The following is a 15,304-nucleotide window of genomic DNA, read 5'->3' on the forward strand; positions in this document are numbered from 1 at the left end:
GACGCCGCGTACGAGGCCGCGTACGCGGAAGGCGGCGGACTCTCCGTGGAGGAGGCCGCCGCCCTCTGAGACAGGCACATCGGCTGACGGATCCGCGCTCAGCTCTTCGTACGCAACCTCAGTTCTTCGTACGGAACTTGTGGATCGCGATCGGCGCCATCACCAGGGTGAGCACCGTCGACCAGCCGACCGTCACCCAGATGTCGTGGGCGACCGGGCCGCCCACCATCAGGCCGCGCGCGGAGTCCGCGAGCGAGGACAGCGGGTTGTAGTCGGTGAAGGCCTGCAGCCAGCCCGGCATGGACTGCGTCGGCGCGAAGATCGACGAACCGAACTGCAGCGGCATCAGGACCAGGAAGCCCATCGCCTGCACGGACTGGGCGCTCTTCAGCGAGACGCCGAGGACCAGGAAGATCCACATGATGGCCGAGCCGAAGAGCGCGGACAGGCCCACGGCGGCGAACAGACCGGCCCAGTTGGTGATGTCGAAGCCCACCAGGACACCGACGACCATCATGACCGCCGTCGCGACGAGCATCCGCATGAGCTCCACCACGATCTTGGCGAAGAGCACCGAACCCTGGCCGATCGGCAGGGTCCGGAAGCGGTCCATGATGCCGTTCTGGAAGTCCTGGTTGAAGCCGGTGCCGACGGCCATGGCGATGTTCATGCTCATCATCGCCATCATGCCCGGCACCACGTACTGCACGTACGCGTCCTGACCGCCGCCGAGCGCCTGCCCGATGGAGCCGCCGAAGACGTACACGAACAGGAGGGTGAAGATGATCGGCATCAGGATCGCGTCGAGCATCGACTCCGGGTCCTGGCGGATCCAGAGCAGATTGCGGCGGACCAGGGCGCTGGTGTGGCGCACATGGTCGCGCAGACCTATGCGGGCGTCGGCCTCTCCCTCGTGGAGGGGCGGCGTGAGAGTGGTGCTGCTCATACGGCAACCTCCTCGAGTTCGGGGCGGACGTCCTGCGGGGCGCTGGCCTTCTGGCCGGTGATGGAGAGGAACACCTCGTCCAGGCTGGGCAGTTCGGTGGCGATCGAGCCGATCGTGATGCCGCGCGCGGTGACCGCGCCGACCACGGCGGTGAGCTGCTCGTCGCTGAGGATCGGCACAAGGATCGTGCCGGACTCGGTGTCCACGGTTGAGCTTGCGAGACCGGTCAGGCCCATGTCGTCGAGCGCGCCGGCCAGCGGGCGCAGCTCCAGCGGGTCGGCCGGGCGGATGCGCAGGGTGCGGCCGCCGACCTTCGCCTTCAGCTCGTCGATGCCGCCGTTGGCGATGACCTTGCCGCGGTCGATGACGGTCAGCTCGGAGGCGAGCTGCTCGGCCTCCTCCATGTACTGCGTGGTGAGCAGCACGGTGACGCCGTCGGTGACCATGCGCTTGACCTCGGCCCACACCTCGTTGCGGGTGCGGGGGTCGAGGCCGGTGGTCGGCTCGTCCAGGTAGAGGACGGACGGGCTGCCGATCATCGACGCCGCGAGGTCGAGGCGTCGGCGCATGCCGCCGGAGTACGTCTTGGCGGGGCGGTTCGCCGCCTCGGTGAGCGAGAACCGCTCGAGCAGGGCGTCGGCCCTCGACCTGGCCTCCTTGCGGGAGAGGTCGAGGAGGCGCCCGATCATGTAGAGGTTCTCGCGCCCGGAGAGCTTCTCGTCCACGGATGCGTACTGGCCGGTCAGGCCTATGACCCGGCGGAGCTGGCGGGGCTGCTTGACGACGTCGTACCCGGCCACGACGGCCGAGCCCGAGTCCGGGGTGATGAGGGTGGAGAGGCAGCGTACGAGGGTGGTCTTGCCGGCGCCGTTCGGGCCGAGCACGCCGAGGACCGTGCCCTCGCGTACGTCGACGTCCACGCCGTCCAGTGCTTTGGTCTCGCCGTAGTGCTTGACCAGTCCCCTCACGGTGACGGCGCTTCCGGCGCCGCCGGGGGTGTTGTTGATTCGCGTCATGCCGCAAGAGTGTCAGCCGCCACCGACAAACCACCGACAGAGCGCCTACACCTGGGCGGTGGGGCCCCCGCGAGGGAAAAGCGGACAGCCCGTCGACGGGGGAAATCGACGGGCTGCCGGTGGTGCCGCTATGGCTCTAGTGGACCGAGTGTTCCGCGGCGGGGAACGTACCGCCCACCACGTCGTCCGCGAAGGCCTTGGCGGCGCCGCCCATCACCGCCCGCAGATCCGCGTACTGCTTCACGAAGCGCGGCATCTTGCCGCCGGTGAGGCCCAGCATGTCCGTCCAGACCAGGACCTGCGCGTCGCAGCCCGCGCCCGCGCCGATCCCGACCGTCGGGATGTGCAGGGAGCGGGTGACCTCGGCCGCCAGCTCCGCCGGGACCAGTTCGAGGACCACCGCGAACGCACCCGCGTCCTGCGCGGCCTTCGCGTCGCTCAGAAGGCGGTGCGCCGCCTCGTCGCCGCGGCCCTGGACGCGGTAGCCCATGGTGTTCACGGACTGCGGCGTGAGGCCGAGGTGGGACATGACCGGGATGCCGGAGGAGACGAGCAGCTCGGTCTGGGGGAGCGAGCGTTCGCCGCCCTCCAGCTTCACCGCGCCGACCCCGGCCTCCTTCACCAGGCGCGTCGCCGAGCGGAGGGCCTGGACCGGTCCCTCCTGGTACGAACCGAAGGGCAGGTCGCCGACGATCAGGGCACGCGACGTGCCCCGTACGACGGCGGCGGACAGCATGGTCATCTCGTCGAGGGTGACGGGCACGGTCGTCTCGTACCCGAGGTGACAGTTGCCCGCCGAGTCGCCGACCAGCATCACGGGGATGCCGGCCTCGTCGAAGACGGACGCGGTCATCGCGTCGTACGCGGTGAGCATGGGCCACTTCTCGCCCCGCTCCTTGGCGGCGGCGATGTCCCGCACGGTGATGCGGCGGGTGCTCTTGCCTCCGTACAGCGCCTTGCTGCTGTCGGTGGACTGGCTCGCGGCGGGCCCCGCAGGCTGGTTCTGGGCAGCCGAAAGTTGCGTCATCGCAACGGCTCCTTCTCTCATCTCGAGGCGCCCTGACGGCGTCCCCGGATCACCTCCATGGTGGCATCGCGTGCCGCCCGTCGGCTAGTGGACCCCTGGGTAAAGTCTTTACAATACGAGACGGTCTCGTATCGAAATGGCTTTAGGGTGGAAGCCATGACTACTCCCGCCGTCACCACCCCACGCATACCGGAAGCCGTCCACCGGCGTCGGTGGGCGATCCTCGGCGTCCTGATGCTGAGCCTGCTGATCGTGGTGCTCGACAACTCGATCCTGAACGTCGCCATCAAGACGATCTCGACCCCGGAGCCCACGGGCCTCGGCGCCACCCAGGGCGACCTGGAGTGGGCCATCAACTCCTACACGCTGGTCTTCGCCGGACTCCTCTTCACGGCAGGGCTGCTGGGTGACCGGCTCGGCCGCAAGAAGGTGCTGCTCGCGGGCCTCGCCGTCTTCGGCATCGGCTCCGCGCTCGCCGCAGAGTCCGGCTCACCCGTCCAGCTCATCCTGTTCCGCGCGGTGATGGGCCTGGGCGCAGCCTTCGTGATGCCCGCCACCCTCGCCGTCCTGATGAACGTCTTCGAGCGCGACGAGCAGCCCAAGGCCATCGGCATCTGGGCGGGCGGCGTCGGCCTCGCCATCGCGATCGGGCCCATCACCGGCGGCGTACTGCTCGACCACTTCTGGTGGGGCTCGGTCTTCCTGGTGAACGTGCCGATCGTGATCGTCGCGATCGGCCTGATGATCTGGCTCGTCCCCGAATCGCGCGACCCCAAGCCGGGCCGGATCGACCTGGTGGGCGTGGGCCTGTCCGTCGTCGGCCTCGTCCTGCTCGTCTACGGCATCATCAAGGGCGGCCAGCTGGCCGACTTCACCGACCCCGCCGTCCTCGGAACCGTCGCCCTGGGCATCGCCGTCCTCGTCGGCTTCGTGCTGTACGAGAAGCGCAGCGACCACCCCTCCATCGACATCTCGTACTTCAAGAACCGTGTCTTCTCGGCGGCGATCAGCTCCCTCGCGCTCGTCTTCTTCGCGCTGATGGGCGTGACGTTCTTCGCGGTCTTCTACACGCAGAGCGTGCGGGGCTACTCACCGCTGCAGACCGGCCTGTTGATGCTGCCGCTCGCCGCTGCGCAGCTCATCTTCGCGCCGCGTGCCCGCCTCGTCGTCGACCGCTTCGGCGTCCGCGCCGTGTGCACGGGCGGTCTTCTGCTCCTGGCCGCGATGCTCGCCGCCTTCACGACCCTGGAGGCCGATACGCCGATCTGGATCCTGGAGGTCATCTTCTTCCTGATGGGCACCGGCATGGCGCACATCATGACGCCGGCCAGCGTCGTCATCATGCAGGCGCTGCCCCGCGAGAAGGCGGGCTCCGCCTCCGCGCTGAGCAACACCTTCCGGCAGGTCGGCGGCGCCCTGGGCATCGCGGTGCTCGGCTCCGTGCTCTCCGCGGCCTACCGCAGCGGCGTCGAGGACAAGCTCACCCTGCTGCCCGCCGACGCACGGCACGCGGCGGGCGAGTCCATCGAGGCCACCCTCGGTGTCGCCGCCAAGCTCGGCCCGCGCGGCGAACCGCTGGTGACCGCGGCCCACGACTCGTTCCTGCACGCCATGCACATCACGGCGCTCTGCGGCGCGGGCGTCGCCCTGATCGGCGTCGTGGTCGTCGCCCTGTTCCTGCCGGGCCGCACACCCCAGGAGCCGGAGGCGGAGCGGAAGGAGGCCGACCCGGTGGGCGCGGGGCACTGATCGGGGACAATCGGCCCGGCAGAACGGCAGAACGGCAGACCGGCGGACGACGAGAGACGGAGCAGACAGACGTGGCCCACATCGCCAAAAGCGTCCGGGGGCGCCCCCGCAGCGAGGCCGTGGAGCGGTCGATCGTCGAGGGCGTCCTGAAGATGATCGAGGACGGTGTGCCCCTCGCCGACCTCTCCATCGAGCGGATCGCGCGGACGGCGGGTGTGGGCAAGGCCACCATCTACCGCCGCTGGAGCGGCAAGGAGGAGCTCTTCGTCGACATCCTGCGCGGCGTGGACGACCCCCCTCCCGAACTGGCGGGTGAGTCCATGCGCGGGGATCTCGTCACGCTCCTCGACCATCTGCGCAGGCGCGGCGTGAACATGAGGTCCTCCGCGCTCCTGCACAACGTCTTCGCGCAGATGAAGAGCCTGCCCAAGCTGTGGGAGGCGTACCACGCGACCGTCGTCGAACCGCAGCGCCGCGTCATGATCGGCGTGCTGCGCCGCGGCGTCGAGAACGGCGAACTGCGCGCCGACGTCGACATCGTGCTCGCCAACGACCTCTTCGTCGGCCCCATGCTCGTGCGCACCGTCCTGCGCCCGGACGCGCCGCTCGACGAGGACCTCGCCGAGCGGATCGTGGACACCGTGCTCGCGGGGCTGCGGCCCACGGGGTGAATGTGCGCGTTTCGTCACAGCGGCCCGTTGTGCGCACAGATGCGGAACCCACCGCGCCACCCTGCTCGTCCTCGTCCCGTACGGCCGTCACGGACGGCGGGGAGGACACCCGATCATCGCCTAGGGTTTCAGGGGCGAGGACGGTTGCACGGCACCAGTGAGGCGACGAGCGTATGGCGCAGGCGTATGTGACGGAGACGGGCAACGGCGGCTCGGGGCCTGACCGCCAGGGGTCCCGGTTCCGGCGCCTGGCCGACGGTTGGCGCGGTGACCGGGGCATCTGGAGGCGTGGGCTCGTCACGGCCGGGGTCGCCGTGCTGCTCGCCCTGGTGATGCTCTTCCACGCGCAGATCCCGAACGGCGTCGGCAACCTCGGCAGCCTCATCGAGACGTTCCTGCCCTGGCTCGGCGTTCTCGTGCCGGTGCTGCTCGTCATCGGCTTCGTCCGTAAGTCCGCCACCGCGCTGATCGCCGTGCTGCTTCCGGCGGTCCTCTGGGTCAGCTCCTTCGGCGGCCTGATCTCAGACAAGTCCGGCGCCGGCGGCGACCTGACGGTCGCCACCCACAACGTGAACGCGGAGAACGCCGACCCGACGGGCACCGCCCGTGACGTCGCCGCTTCCGGCGCCGACGTCGTGGCCCTGGAGGAGCTCACGGCGGACGCCGTCCCGACGTACGAGAAGGCCCTGGCAGGCACGTACAAGTACCACTCGGTGCAGGGCACGGTCGGCCTGTGGAGCAAGTACCCGCTGACCGGCACCAAGCCCGTCGACATCAAGCTGGGCTGGACGCGCGCGATGCGGACGACGGTCGCAAGTCCCAAGGGCGAGGTCGCCGTGTACGTCGCCCACCTGCCGTCGGTGCGGGTCAAGCTGGACGCGGGCTTCACCGCCAACCAGCGTGACGCGAGCGCGGACGCGCTGGGCGAGGCGATCGCCGACGAGCAGGTCTCCAAGGTCGTGCTGCTCGGCGACCTGAACGGCACGATGAACGACCGCGCCCTGAACGCGGTCACCTCGCAGATGCGCTCCACGCAGGGCGCGGCGGGCGACGGGTTCGGCTTCAGCTGGCCCGCGTCGTTCCCGATGGCCCGGATCGACCAGATCATGGTGAAGGGCGTCGAGCCGATGTCGTCGTGGACGCTGCCGGAGACGGGCAGCGATCACCTGCCGGTGGCGGCGCGCGTCGAGCTTTAGCCTCGGGCGACCGGGGGGAGCGGGCCAGTCTCCGCCACGTGGCGCACATCCATTCTTAACCTCGCGGAATACTGGGCCTGAGAGACTTTGTTCCGTACGTAAACTTACGGAACACCACTCCCTCATGCGCTCCCCCGGAAGGTTCTTCATGCCCCTGGCCCTGCTCGCCCTAGCCGTGGGCGCCTTCGGCATCGGTACGACCGAGTTCGTGATGATGGGCCTGCTGCCCAACGTCGCCGACGACCTGCACATATCCATCCCCACCGCCGGGCACCTGGTCTCGGCCTACGCCCTGGGTGTCGTCATCGGCGCCCCGCTGCTCGCCGCGGTCACCGCGCGCATGCCGCGCCGCCGGGTCCTCATCGGCCTGATGGTGCTCTTCGTCGCCGGCAACGCGCTGTCGGCCGCGGCACCCGACTACCACTGGCTGATGGCCGCCCGCTTCCTGAGCGGCCTCCCGCACGGCGCGTTCTTCGGCGTCGGCGCGGTCGTCGCCACCGGCCTGGTCGCTCCCGAGCGCAAGGCGCGCTCCGTCTCGCTGATGTTCCTCGGCCTGACCGTCGCCAACATCGTGGGCGTGCCCGTCGCCACGGCGATGGGACAACAGCTCGGCTGGCGCGCGACGTTCCTCGCGGTCAGCGCGATCGGCCTCGCGGCGATCACCGCGCTCGCGCTGCTCGTCCCCGCCGACCACGGCCACGGCGAGAGCGGCGGCCTGCGCGGGGAACTCCGGGCGCTCGGCAGCGTTCCGGTGTGGCTCGCGCTCGGCACGACAGTGGCGGGCTTCGGGGCGCTGTTCTCGGCGTACAGCTATGTGACGCCGATGCTTACCGATGCCGCGGGCTACGCGGAATCCAGCGTTACGTTGCTTCTGGCGCTGTTCGGTGTCGGCGCCACGGCGGGCAACCTGCTCGGCGGCCGGCTCGCCGACCACTCCCTGCGGGGCACGCTCTTCGGCGGACTCACGGCGCTTGTCGTGGTCCTCGCCCTGTTCCCGGTCCTCATGGGGACGGCGTGGAGCGCGGCGCTCGCGGTGACGCTGCTCGGCATGGCCGCCTTCACGACGGGTTCGCCCCTGCAGCTGATGGTCATGGAGAAGGCGTCCGCGGCCCCGTCCCTCGCCTCGTCCGCCAACCAGGCCGCGTTCAACCTCGCCAACGCGGGCGGCGCGTGGGTCGGCGGCCTCGCTCTGGCAGCGGGCTTCGGGGTGACGTCACCGGCCGTGGTGGGCGCGGGCCTGGCGGTGCTTGGCCTTGGAGTGGCCGGAGTGGCGTACTTGGTGGACCTGCGGTCGCCTGCGCCTGCGCCTGCGCCTGCGGCGGGCGGTGAGCGGCTGGTGGCTTCGGGGAAGCCGCTGCGGGAGACGTCCCGTCGGTAGTGCTCGTCGTTCCCGGTGACACGGGGGTGGGCGACTGAACCGCCGCTTCGCGGCGGATCTTCCCCGCCCACCCACCCGTTACCGTCAGACGGACTTCTCCCGCCACCGATTGGTGATCGGCAGGCGACGGTCCTTGCCGAAACCCTTCGCGGAGATCTTCGTGCCCGGCGGGTACTGCCGCCGCTTGTACTCGGCGGTGTCCACCATCCGCAGCGTCTTCACGACCAGCTCCCGGTCGTACCCGGCGGCGACGATCGCGTCCGCGCCCTGGTCGCGGTCGACGTACAGCTCCAGGATCGCGTCGAGGACGGGATAGTCCGGCAGCGAGTCCGTGTCCACCTGGTCGGGCCGCAGCTCCGCGCTCGGCGGCTTGCTGATGGAGTTCTCCGGGATGGGCGGCGTCTGCCCACGCTCGACGGCCGCGCGGTTGCGCCACTCGGCGAGCCGGAAGATCAAGGACTTGTAGACGTCCTTGATCGGCCCGTACGCCCCGACCGAGTCGCCGTAGAGCGTCGAATACCCCACCGCCAGCTCGGACTTGTTGCCCGGGGCGAGGACGATGTGGCCCTCCTGGTTGGAGATGGCCATCAGCATCGTGCCGCGCAGCCGCGACTGCAGGTTCTCCTCGGCGAGCCCGGTGAGACCCAGCGACCCCATGTACGCGTCGAACATCGGGGCGATCGGCACGGTGCGGAAGTTCAGCCCCGTGCGCCGGGCCAGATCCTCCGCGTCACTGATGGAGTGGTCCGAGGAGTAGCGGGACGGCATGGCGACGCCGTACACGTTCTGGGCGCCGAGCGCGTCGCAGGCGAGCGCGGCGGTGATCGCCGAGTCGATGCCTCCTGAGAGACCGATCAGGACGCTGCTGAACCCGTTCTTCGCGGCGTACGCGCGCAGCCCGACGACCAGCGCCGAGTACACCTCTTCGTCGTCGTCGAGCCGCTCGGCGTACCCACCGGTGAGCTCCGGCTCGTACGCGGCGAGGGGCTCATCCGAGAGGGTGACATGCTCGATCCGCAGCCCGTCGTCCACGATGCCCGACGGCGGCTCGGCCGCGGCGGCCGGCAGCTCCAGATCGAGGACCACACACCCCTCGGCGAACTGCGGGGCCCGCGCGATGACTTCACCGTCCCGGTCCACGACGACCGAGTCACCGTCGAAGACGATCTCGTCCTGGCCGCCGATCATGGCGAGGTAGGCGGTGGTGCAGCCGGCTTCCTGCGCACGCTTGCGCACGAGCTCGAGCCGCACGTCGTCCTTGTTCTGCTCGTACGGCGACGCGTTGATGGAGAGCAGGAGACCCGCCCCCGCGGTGCGCGTCGCCGGGACGCGGCCGCCGTCCTGCCAGAGGTCCTCGCAGATGGCGAGCGCGACGTCGACGCCGTGCACCCGCACGATCGGCAGGGTCTCGCCCGGCACGAAGTAGCGGAACTCGTCGAAGACGCCGTAGTTCGGCAGGTGGTGCTTGGAGTACGTCAGGACGGCCTCGCCGCGGTGCAGCACGGCGGCGGCGTCACGCGGCGCACCTGCCGGCTGGCCGTACTTGGGCTTGGCCTCCTCGGTGCGGTCGAGATAACCGACGACGACCGGCAGCTCGCCGTACCCCTCGTCGTTCAGCCGCACGGCGAGCGCGCGCAACGCCTCCCGCGAGGCGTCGACGAAGGACGACCGCAGGGCGAGGTCCTCGACGGGATAGCCGGTCAGCGCCATCTCGGGAAACGCGACGAGGTGCGCTCCCTGCTCGGCGGAGTGCCGGGTCCAATGGACGATGGCCTCGACGTTCCCGGCGAGATCGCCGACGGTCGAGTCGATCTGATTCAGTGCGAGGCGTAGTTGAGGCACGGGGCCAGTGTAATCGTCAGAGCGACGCGATGCCCTGCCGGGCGGGTGTGGGGCGCCCCACTGGGACGCCCCACGGGGTAGGTCGCCGGTCAGCCGCGGTAGCCGAGGACCGTCATCATGCCTGCCTCCGAGTGATAGACGTTGTGGCAGTGGATCATCCACAGGCCCGGGTTGTCGGCGTCGAAGTCCACCGTCAGGGTGCCGTTCGGCAGGATGATCGCCGTGTCCTTGCGGGGGCCGCCTGCCGTGTTCGCCAGGGCGAACGTGTGGCCGTGCAGGTGGACCGGGTGCCACATCGTCGTCGAGTTGGCGAAGACCAGGCGGACCCGCTCGCCCGCGCGGACCGGGTGGCGGCGGTCGGGGGAGTAGGGCTTCTTGTCGAAGGCCCAGTCGTACTTCGCCATTCCGCCGGTCAGCCGGAGCCTGATCGTGCGGTCCGGCTTGCGGGACGGGAGGGCCACCGAGCGCGCCGCCCGCAGCTTGTCCGCCGTCAGGAGGCGGCCCTTCAGCTCCTTGGGCCGGGTCGAGGGAGAGGGGGCCGCGCCGCCGCCCGTGCGGAGGACCGCGAGCGCCGCCGCCTTCTTGCCCTCGGCCGCCGCGGTCAGCGGGAACGCGCCGTCCTTGGCGGTGACCAGGACGTCATAGCGCTCGCCCATGCCGAGCAGCAGCGCGTCCGTCCTCGCGTGCTCCACCGGGAAGCCGTCCGTGTGCGTCACCGTCATCTCGTGGCCGCCGAGCGCCACCCGGAAGGCGGTGTCGCCGCCCGCGTTGATGATGCGCAGGCGGATGCGGTCGCCGGGGCGGGCCTTGAAGGAGGAAGGGGCGTCCGGTGTGCGGCCGTTGATCAAGTAGTGCGGGTACGCCACGTCGCCCGCGTCGCCGCCCAGCAGGTCGCTCTTGGCGCCCATCATCATGCGGGAGGGTCCTGAAGGCCCCGAGGGCTCTGAGGGCCCCGAGGGGTCTGAGGGTCCGGACGGCTTGGCGTCGGGCTTCGGTGTCGCGTCGGTCCGCAGCGACATGTTCGACATGTCGTGGCCGCCGTGGTCCATGCCGCCGCCACCCGTGTCACCTCCCCCGTCGCCGTCGCCACCCATGTCGTGGCCGCTCATACCCTTGCCGAGCTCCGCGAGCACGGCGTCCGGTGTCGATCCGTCCACCCCGTCGACCCAGTCGTCCAGGACGACGACCCACTCCTTGTCGTACTTCAAGGGCTCCTTGGGGTCCTCGACGATCAGTGGTGCGTACAGACCGCGGTCCTGCTGTGTGCCCGAGTGGGGATGGAACCAGTACGTCCCCGGGTGCGGCACCGCGAAGCGGTAGGTGAAGTCGGCGCCCGGCTTGATGCTCTTCTGGGTGAGGCCGGGGACGCCGTCCATGTCGTTGCGCAGGGCCAGGCCGTGCCAGTGCAGGGACGTGGCCTGGGGGAGGTGGTTGGCGAGCGTGAGGGCGAGGGTGTCGCCCGCCGTGACGCGGACTTCCTTGCCGGGCAGCTGGTCGCCGTACGCCCAGGTCTTGACCGTGCGGCCGCCGAGGTCGAGCTTGGCCGGCGTGGCCATGAGCTTCACCTCACGGACCGTGCCGCCGCCGGCTCGCTTCTTCTCCGCGGCGGCGACCTCCTTGCCGGAGGGGTCGACATAGCCCTCGGGACGGCCCTCGGGCTCGGAGCCGCCGCCGTGTCCCGCGTGGCCGGAGTCCGAACCGGAGCCGGAACAGGCCGTCAGGATTCCGGAACCGGCGACGGCGGTCGCGGCGCCGAGCAGGGTGCGGCGCGAGGGGGTGCGGCGTGAAGGGGTGCGCAGGGGTTGATCGCGCATGGCTGAGTACACCTCGTCGTAGTGGTGCGTGCAGATGGGCGCATCTGCTGCTTCTGATACACCGCTCGACGCCCGGAGGTTCCATCAAGGACCCCGCCCGGACGCGGGCAGCGTGAAGCAGCCGGTGCGTCGGCCTAAATGCGCAGCACCGAGAGGTGGGCGAGGAGTATGCGGGGCGGCGGTGGATCGGGCCGCAGCCCGTCGAGCAGCCGGGCGAGCGGACGCGCGGCGACGACGAAGCCGCCGGGCCGCAGCAGGCCTGCCTTCAGCAGCAGTACGAGGGTGAGCGCGGCGAGTACGGCCAGGCAGACGGACAGCGGGTCCATCCCGTCCATGCCGACGGGGGCCGACGCGGCCACGAGGGGTGAGGGGGCCTGGGCGGCGTGGGTAGTGCCTTCGGGCACGCCTGGTGGTGCCGAGTCGAGGGCGCTCATCTCATGCTGCCCGGCGGCCTGTTCGGGCCCGCTTCCGTGGCTCGTCGAGTCACCCGTCGAGTGACCCGTCGAGTGTGCCGTCGCGGGGGCCGTGGAGTGGCCCGTGGGGTGGCCCGTCGTGGGGCCGGTGGAGTGGCCCGTCGGATGGCCCAGCGTATGCATCGTCACGATGCCGAAGAGCAGCGCGGCGAGCAGCAGGAGCTGCCTGCCGTTCGCTGATCTCTTCATGGCCGCCATGGGCGGAACCTTACCCCCGGCGGGTATTCCGCGACATGCGGGCCCCCTGCACCCCACTGATCATGAGCCCATGACGAACACGAACAAAATGGTGCGGACCGCGTCAGTCTGGGACGGCGGGGACGGCGGGGACGGCGGGGACGGCGGGGGCACGCGTGTCGCCGCCGGATAGCGCCGTCCGTCCTGCCGTGCCGACGACACCGACGGAGCCCCGCCCCACCCCCGTCCCCGCCACCACCCCCATCCGCGCTCGGGCCGTCGCCGTCTCGGCCCTCCTGACGCTCGGCGCGGTCTCCTACAGCACGTGGATCCTCGAACTGTTCCTCGGGACGGGGCTCTCGCCGCTGAGTTCGTACGTCAGTGAACTCGCCGCCAGGGACCAGCCGTACGGCACGCTGTTCCGCACGACCGACCTGACCGCGGGGCTGCTGGTCCTCGCGGCCGCGGTGGGCGCACTGCTGTGGCTGCCGCGCCGGTGGAGCACGGTCGCGGGGTGGGCGGGGCTCGCGCTGTTCGGGGCGGCCACCGCGGTCGACTCCCGGCTGCCGCTGAGCTGCGCGCCGACCGCCGACGCGGCGTGCGTGGCGAGGGAGCGGGCGGGGCTCGTGCCCGCGACGCACACGGCGCACGTGGTGAGCAGCAGTGTCGCGGTGACGGGGGCGCTGGTGGGGATGGTGGCGCTGACGTTCGCGGCGCGAAGGTACGGGGGGTACGGGGTCCTGCCCTCCCTCGCGGGCCCCGTCGCCCTCCTCCTCGTACTCCTCGAACTGGCCGCCACCGCCTGGACCTTGGCCGCCGTCGCCGCCTTCGACGCGGGGCACGGCACGTGGGCGCTGGGGGTGGGGCAGCGGCTGCAGGTGCTGCTGATCGCGGTCTGGCTGGGACTGCTCGCACGTGCTGTGGTGCGGCGCGGATGAGTTTCGTACGGATCGGGGGAGTGCCGCACCACGTGGAGGTGACCGGGAGCGGGCCGGTGTGCGTGCTGAGTGCGGGGCTCGGGCTCGCGTGGTTCGACTGGGACGCGGTGGTGGAGCGCCTCGCCCCGTCGCGCACCGTCGTCCGATTCGACCGGCCGGGGTCGGGACTGAGCGGGCACGCGCGTGTGCCGCCCACGCTCGTGGGCGAGGCCGAGCGGATCGCGCGGGTCCTGGACGCGCTGGGCTTCGGCGGCCGTCCCGCCACGGTGGTCGGGCACTCGCTCGCAGGCTTCCACTGCGAGGCGTTCGCCCGCCTCTTCCCGGCGCGTACGTCGGGCCTGGTCCTGGTCGACTCCAGCGTCGAGGAGCACCCGAGGGTGCGGGTCCCGCGCGGGGTGCGGGTGGGGGCGGCCCGGGTGTGCGGGGCGGTACTGGGTGGGGTGGGGTTGCCGCGGGCGGCGGGGCCCGTGTTGCGGAGGGTGGCGGTGCGGGGTGATGGGGCGCGGGCGGATGCGGTGCGGCGGGTCTACGGGTCGAGCCGTGTGCTGCTCGGGTCACTCCTGGAGTACGCGACGTACGGCGACGCCGCGGTCGAACTCGCCGCGCTCCGGCGGGAGTTCCCCCTGCCGGGGCGGCTTCCGGTGACGGTTCTCGCCGCGTACTCGGGGGGTTCGGTGGGCTGGCTGACCCGGCAGCGGGCCCTCGCCGCCTCGCTGCACGCGACCTTCCGCGTCGCGGAACCGTCGGGCCACCTGCTGATGCGGGACGCCCCGGGGGGCGTGGCGGAGGCGGTGCTGGGCCCCGCCGCCATCCCCTGAACCACCGCTGCACGACGGCCCTTTCCCACTGGCCCGGCGGTATGCCGGGTCACAAAGAACTGGTGCCCCCGGCCCCCGGGCCCCCGCCGCCCCGCTAAGAGCCCCCGTCCCCCCGGCTCCCCCGGAGCCCCCGTACGCTCTCCCGGATCACGATGTGCGTGCCCAGCAGGTGCCTCTCCTGGCCTGCCCGAGGTGCCCCCGCCAGGGCGAGGCGGACCGCCGTCCTGCCCATCTCCTCCGCGGGGATGTGGACCGTCGTCAGCCCCGGGGTGATGTCCGCCGCCACGGGGTCGTCGTTGTAGCCGACCACCGAGATGTCCTCCGGGACCCGGAGCCCGTGCTCCCGCAGTGCGATCACCGTGGCCGCCGCCACCCTGTCGTCGCCCGCGAACACCGCCGTGAAGTCCGGCCTGCCGGCCGCCTTCTTGAGGAGGTCCATGATCGCCTCGTACCCGTGGTTCTGCCCGAAGCCGATGCCATGCAGGATCGCCTCGTCGCGCGGCACCCCGTGGTCCGCCAGTGCACGCAGGTAGCCGGCCACGCGGTCCTCGCCCGTGGTGTGGCCCGGCTGGTAGCCGATCAGGGCTATTTTGCGGTGGCCCGCCCCCAGCAGGTGGCTCGTGATCGCGTACGCGCCCGCCTCGTTGTCGTACTCGACGACCAGCGCGGGGACATCCGGCGCAGGCGCGGGACGCCCGCACAGGATCAGCCGGGAGCCCGCCGCGGCGAGCGCCTGCGCGTACCGCGCCATCCGCTCGCGGTACTCGTCGTCCTCGATGACCCCGCCCACCAACACCACCGCCTCGGCGGCCTGCTCGCGCATCATCTGCACCAGGGCCAGCTCGCGGGCGGGATCGCTGCCCGTCGACGCGACCAGCGTGAGCCTGCCCCGCTGGGCGGCCTCCATCTCCACGCCCTGTGCGACGTTCGCGTAGAAGGAGCTGACCACGTCGAACATGAGCACCGCGATCGTCTTGCGGCCCGCGCCCGCCAGAGCGCGTGCGTGCGCGTTGGCGACGTAGTCGAGGTCCTTGACGGCCCGCAGCACCTTCGCGCGCGACGCCGTCGACGTCGGGTAGTTGCCCGCCAGGACCCGCGAGACGGTCGCGACCGAGACGCCCGCCCGCGCCGCCACATCGCGGATGGTGACCCGCTCACCCACTGTGTCTCCTCATGTAGCAGTATCCGGGCCAAGTAGCAGTCAAGAAGCAGTCAAGCAGCAGTGGCAAGTTGCAGTGGCAAGTTGCAGTGGCAAGTAG

General features: G+C 71.0%; 13 protein-coding genes. 6 read left to right on the forward strand and 7 right to left on the reverse strand.

Annotated elements, in window-relative coordinates; all coding sequences use genetic code 11:
- Positions 1-118: 118 nt before the first annotated feature.
- The 3 genes from ABD378_RS01020 to panB form a co-directional block, all read right to left on the reverse strand.
- Positions 119-946 carry an ABC transporter permease gene (locus ABD378_RS01020; protein WP_344518310.1) on the reverse strand — a complete coding sequence of 276 codons (828 nt, stop codon included), beginning with the start codon at positions 944-946 and terminating at the stop codon, positions 119-121.
- Complete coding sequence (locus ABD378_RS01025; RefSeq protein WP_344518311.1) at positions 943-1,962, reverse strand: ATP-binding cassette domain-containing protein; 1,020 nt, start codon at positions 1,960-1,962, stop codon at positions 943-945. The genes ABD378_RS01020 and ABD378_RS01025 overlap by 4 nt, the downstream gene beginning before the upstream one ends.
- Positions 1,963-2,098: 136 nt before the next feature.
- Positions 2,099-2,989, reverse strand: a complete 891-nt coding sequence (gene panB, locus ABD378_RS01030; RefSeq protein WP_344518312.1) for a 3-methyl-2-oxobutanoate hydroxymethyltransferase — start codon at positions 2,987-2,989, stop codon at positions 2,099-2,101.
- Between the two features lie 156 nt (positions 2,990-3,145).
- On the opposite strand from panB, the gene ABD378_RS01035 reads away from it, so the two are divergent.
- The 4 genes from ABD378_RS01035 (at position 3,146) to ABD378_RS01050 (ending at position 7,983) form a co-directional block, all read left to right on the forward strand.
- Positions 3,146-4,738 carry an MFS transporter gene (locus ABD378_RS01035; protein WP_344518313.1) on the forward strand — a complete coding sequence of 531 codons (1,593 nt, stop codon included), beginning with the start codon at positions 3,146-3,148 and terminating at the stop codon, positions 4,736-4,738.
- Positions 4,739-4,809: 71 nt separating this feature from the next.
- Positions 4,810-5,409, forward strand: a complete 600-nt coding sequence (locus tag ABD378_RS01040; RefSeq protein WP_344518314.1) for a TetR/AcrR family transcriptional regulator — start codon at positions 4,810-4,812, stop codon at positions 5,407-5,409.
- 173 nt (positions 5,410-5,582) lie between these two features.
- On the forward strand, positions 5,583-6,605 hold the full coding sequence (locus ABD378_RS01045; protein WP_344518315.1) for an endonuclease/exonuclease/phosphatase family protein: 1,023 nt from the start codon (positions 5,583-5,585) through the stop codon (positions 6,603-6,605).
- Positions 6,606-6,753: 148 nt separating this feature from the next.
- A complete protein-coding gene (locus ABD378_RS01050; RefSeq protein WP_344518389.1) occupies positions 6,754-7,983 on the forward strand; it encodes an MFS transporter in 1,230 nt (409 codons plus the stop codon).
- A gap of 84 nt (positions 7,984-8,067) precedes the next feature.
- Here the strand turns inward: ABD378_RS01050 and ABD378_RS01055 are convergent, their stop codons facing one another.
- The 3 genes from ABD378_RS01055 to ABD378_RS01065 all read right to left on the reverse strand — a co-directional run bounded on the left by ABD378_RS01055 (position 8,068) and on the right by ABD378_RS01065 (position 12,310).
- Positions 8,068-9,825, reverse strand: coding sequence for an NAD+ synthase (locus ABD378_RS01055; RefSeq protein WP_344518316.1), 1,758 nt, complete (start codon positions 9,823-9,825; stop codon positions 8,068-8,070).
- 89 nt (positions 9,826-9,914) lie between these two features.
- A complete protein-coding gene (locus tag ABD378_RS01060; protein WP_344518317.1) occupies positions 9,915-11,639 on the reverse strand; it encodes a multicopper oxidase family protein in 1,725 nt (574 codons plus the stop codon).
- A 134-nt stretch (positions 11,640-11,773) separates the two neighbouring features.
- Complete coding sequence (locus tag ABD378_RS01065) at positions 11,774-12,310, reverse strand: hypothetical protein (RefSeq protein ID WP_344518318.1); 537 nt, start codon at positions 12,308-12,310, stop codon at positions 11,774-11,776.
- Positions 12,311-12,552: 242 nt separating this feature from the next.
- Here ABD378_RS01065 and ABD378_RS01070 point away from each other — a divergent pair, with 242 nt between their 5' ends.
- A complete protein-coding gene (locus tag ABD378_RS01070) occupies positions 12,553-13,227 on the forward strand; it encodes a DUF998 domain-containing protein (RefSeq protein WP_344518390.1) in 675 nt (224 codons plus the stop codon).
- Complete coding sequence (locus tag ABD378_RS01075) at positions 13,224-14,045, forward strand: alpha/beta fold hydrolase (RefSeq protein ID WP_344518319.1); 822 nt, start codon at positions 13,224-13,226, stop codon at positions 14,043-14,045. The genes ABD378_RS01070 and ABD378_RS01075 overlap by 4 nt, the downstream gene beginning before the upstream one ends.
- A 94-nt stretch (positions 14,046-14,139) precedes the next feature.
- Here the strand turns inward: ABD378_RS01075 and ABD378_RS01080 are convergent, their stop codons facing one another.
- Entirely contained in the window at positions 14,140-15,207 is a 1,068-nt protein-coding gene (locus ABD378_RS01080; protein ID WP_344518320.1) for a LacI family DNA-binding transcriptional regulator, read from the reverse strand.
- Between the last annotated feature and the right edge of the window lie 97 nt (positions 15,208-15,304).

The organism is Streptomyces rectiviolaceus, from assembly GCF_039533825.1.
Classification (GTDB): domain Bacteria; phylum Actinomycetota; class Actinomycetes; order Streptomycetales; family Streptomycetaceae; genus Streptomyces; species Streptomyces rectiviolaceus.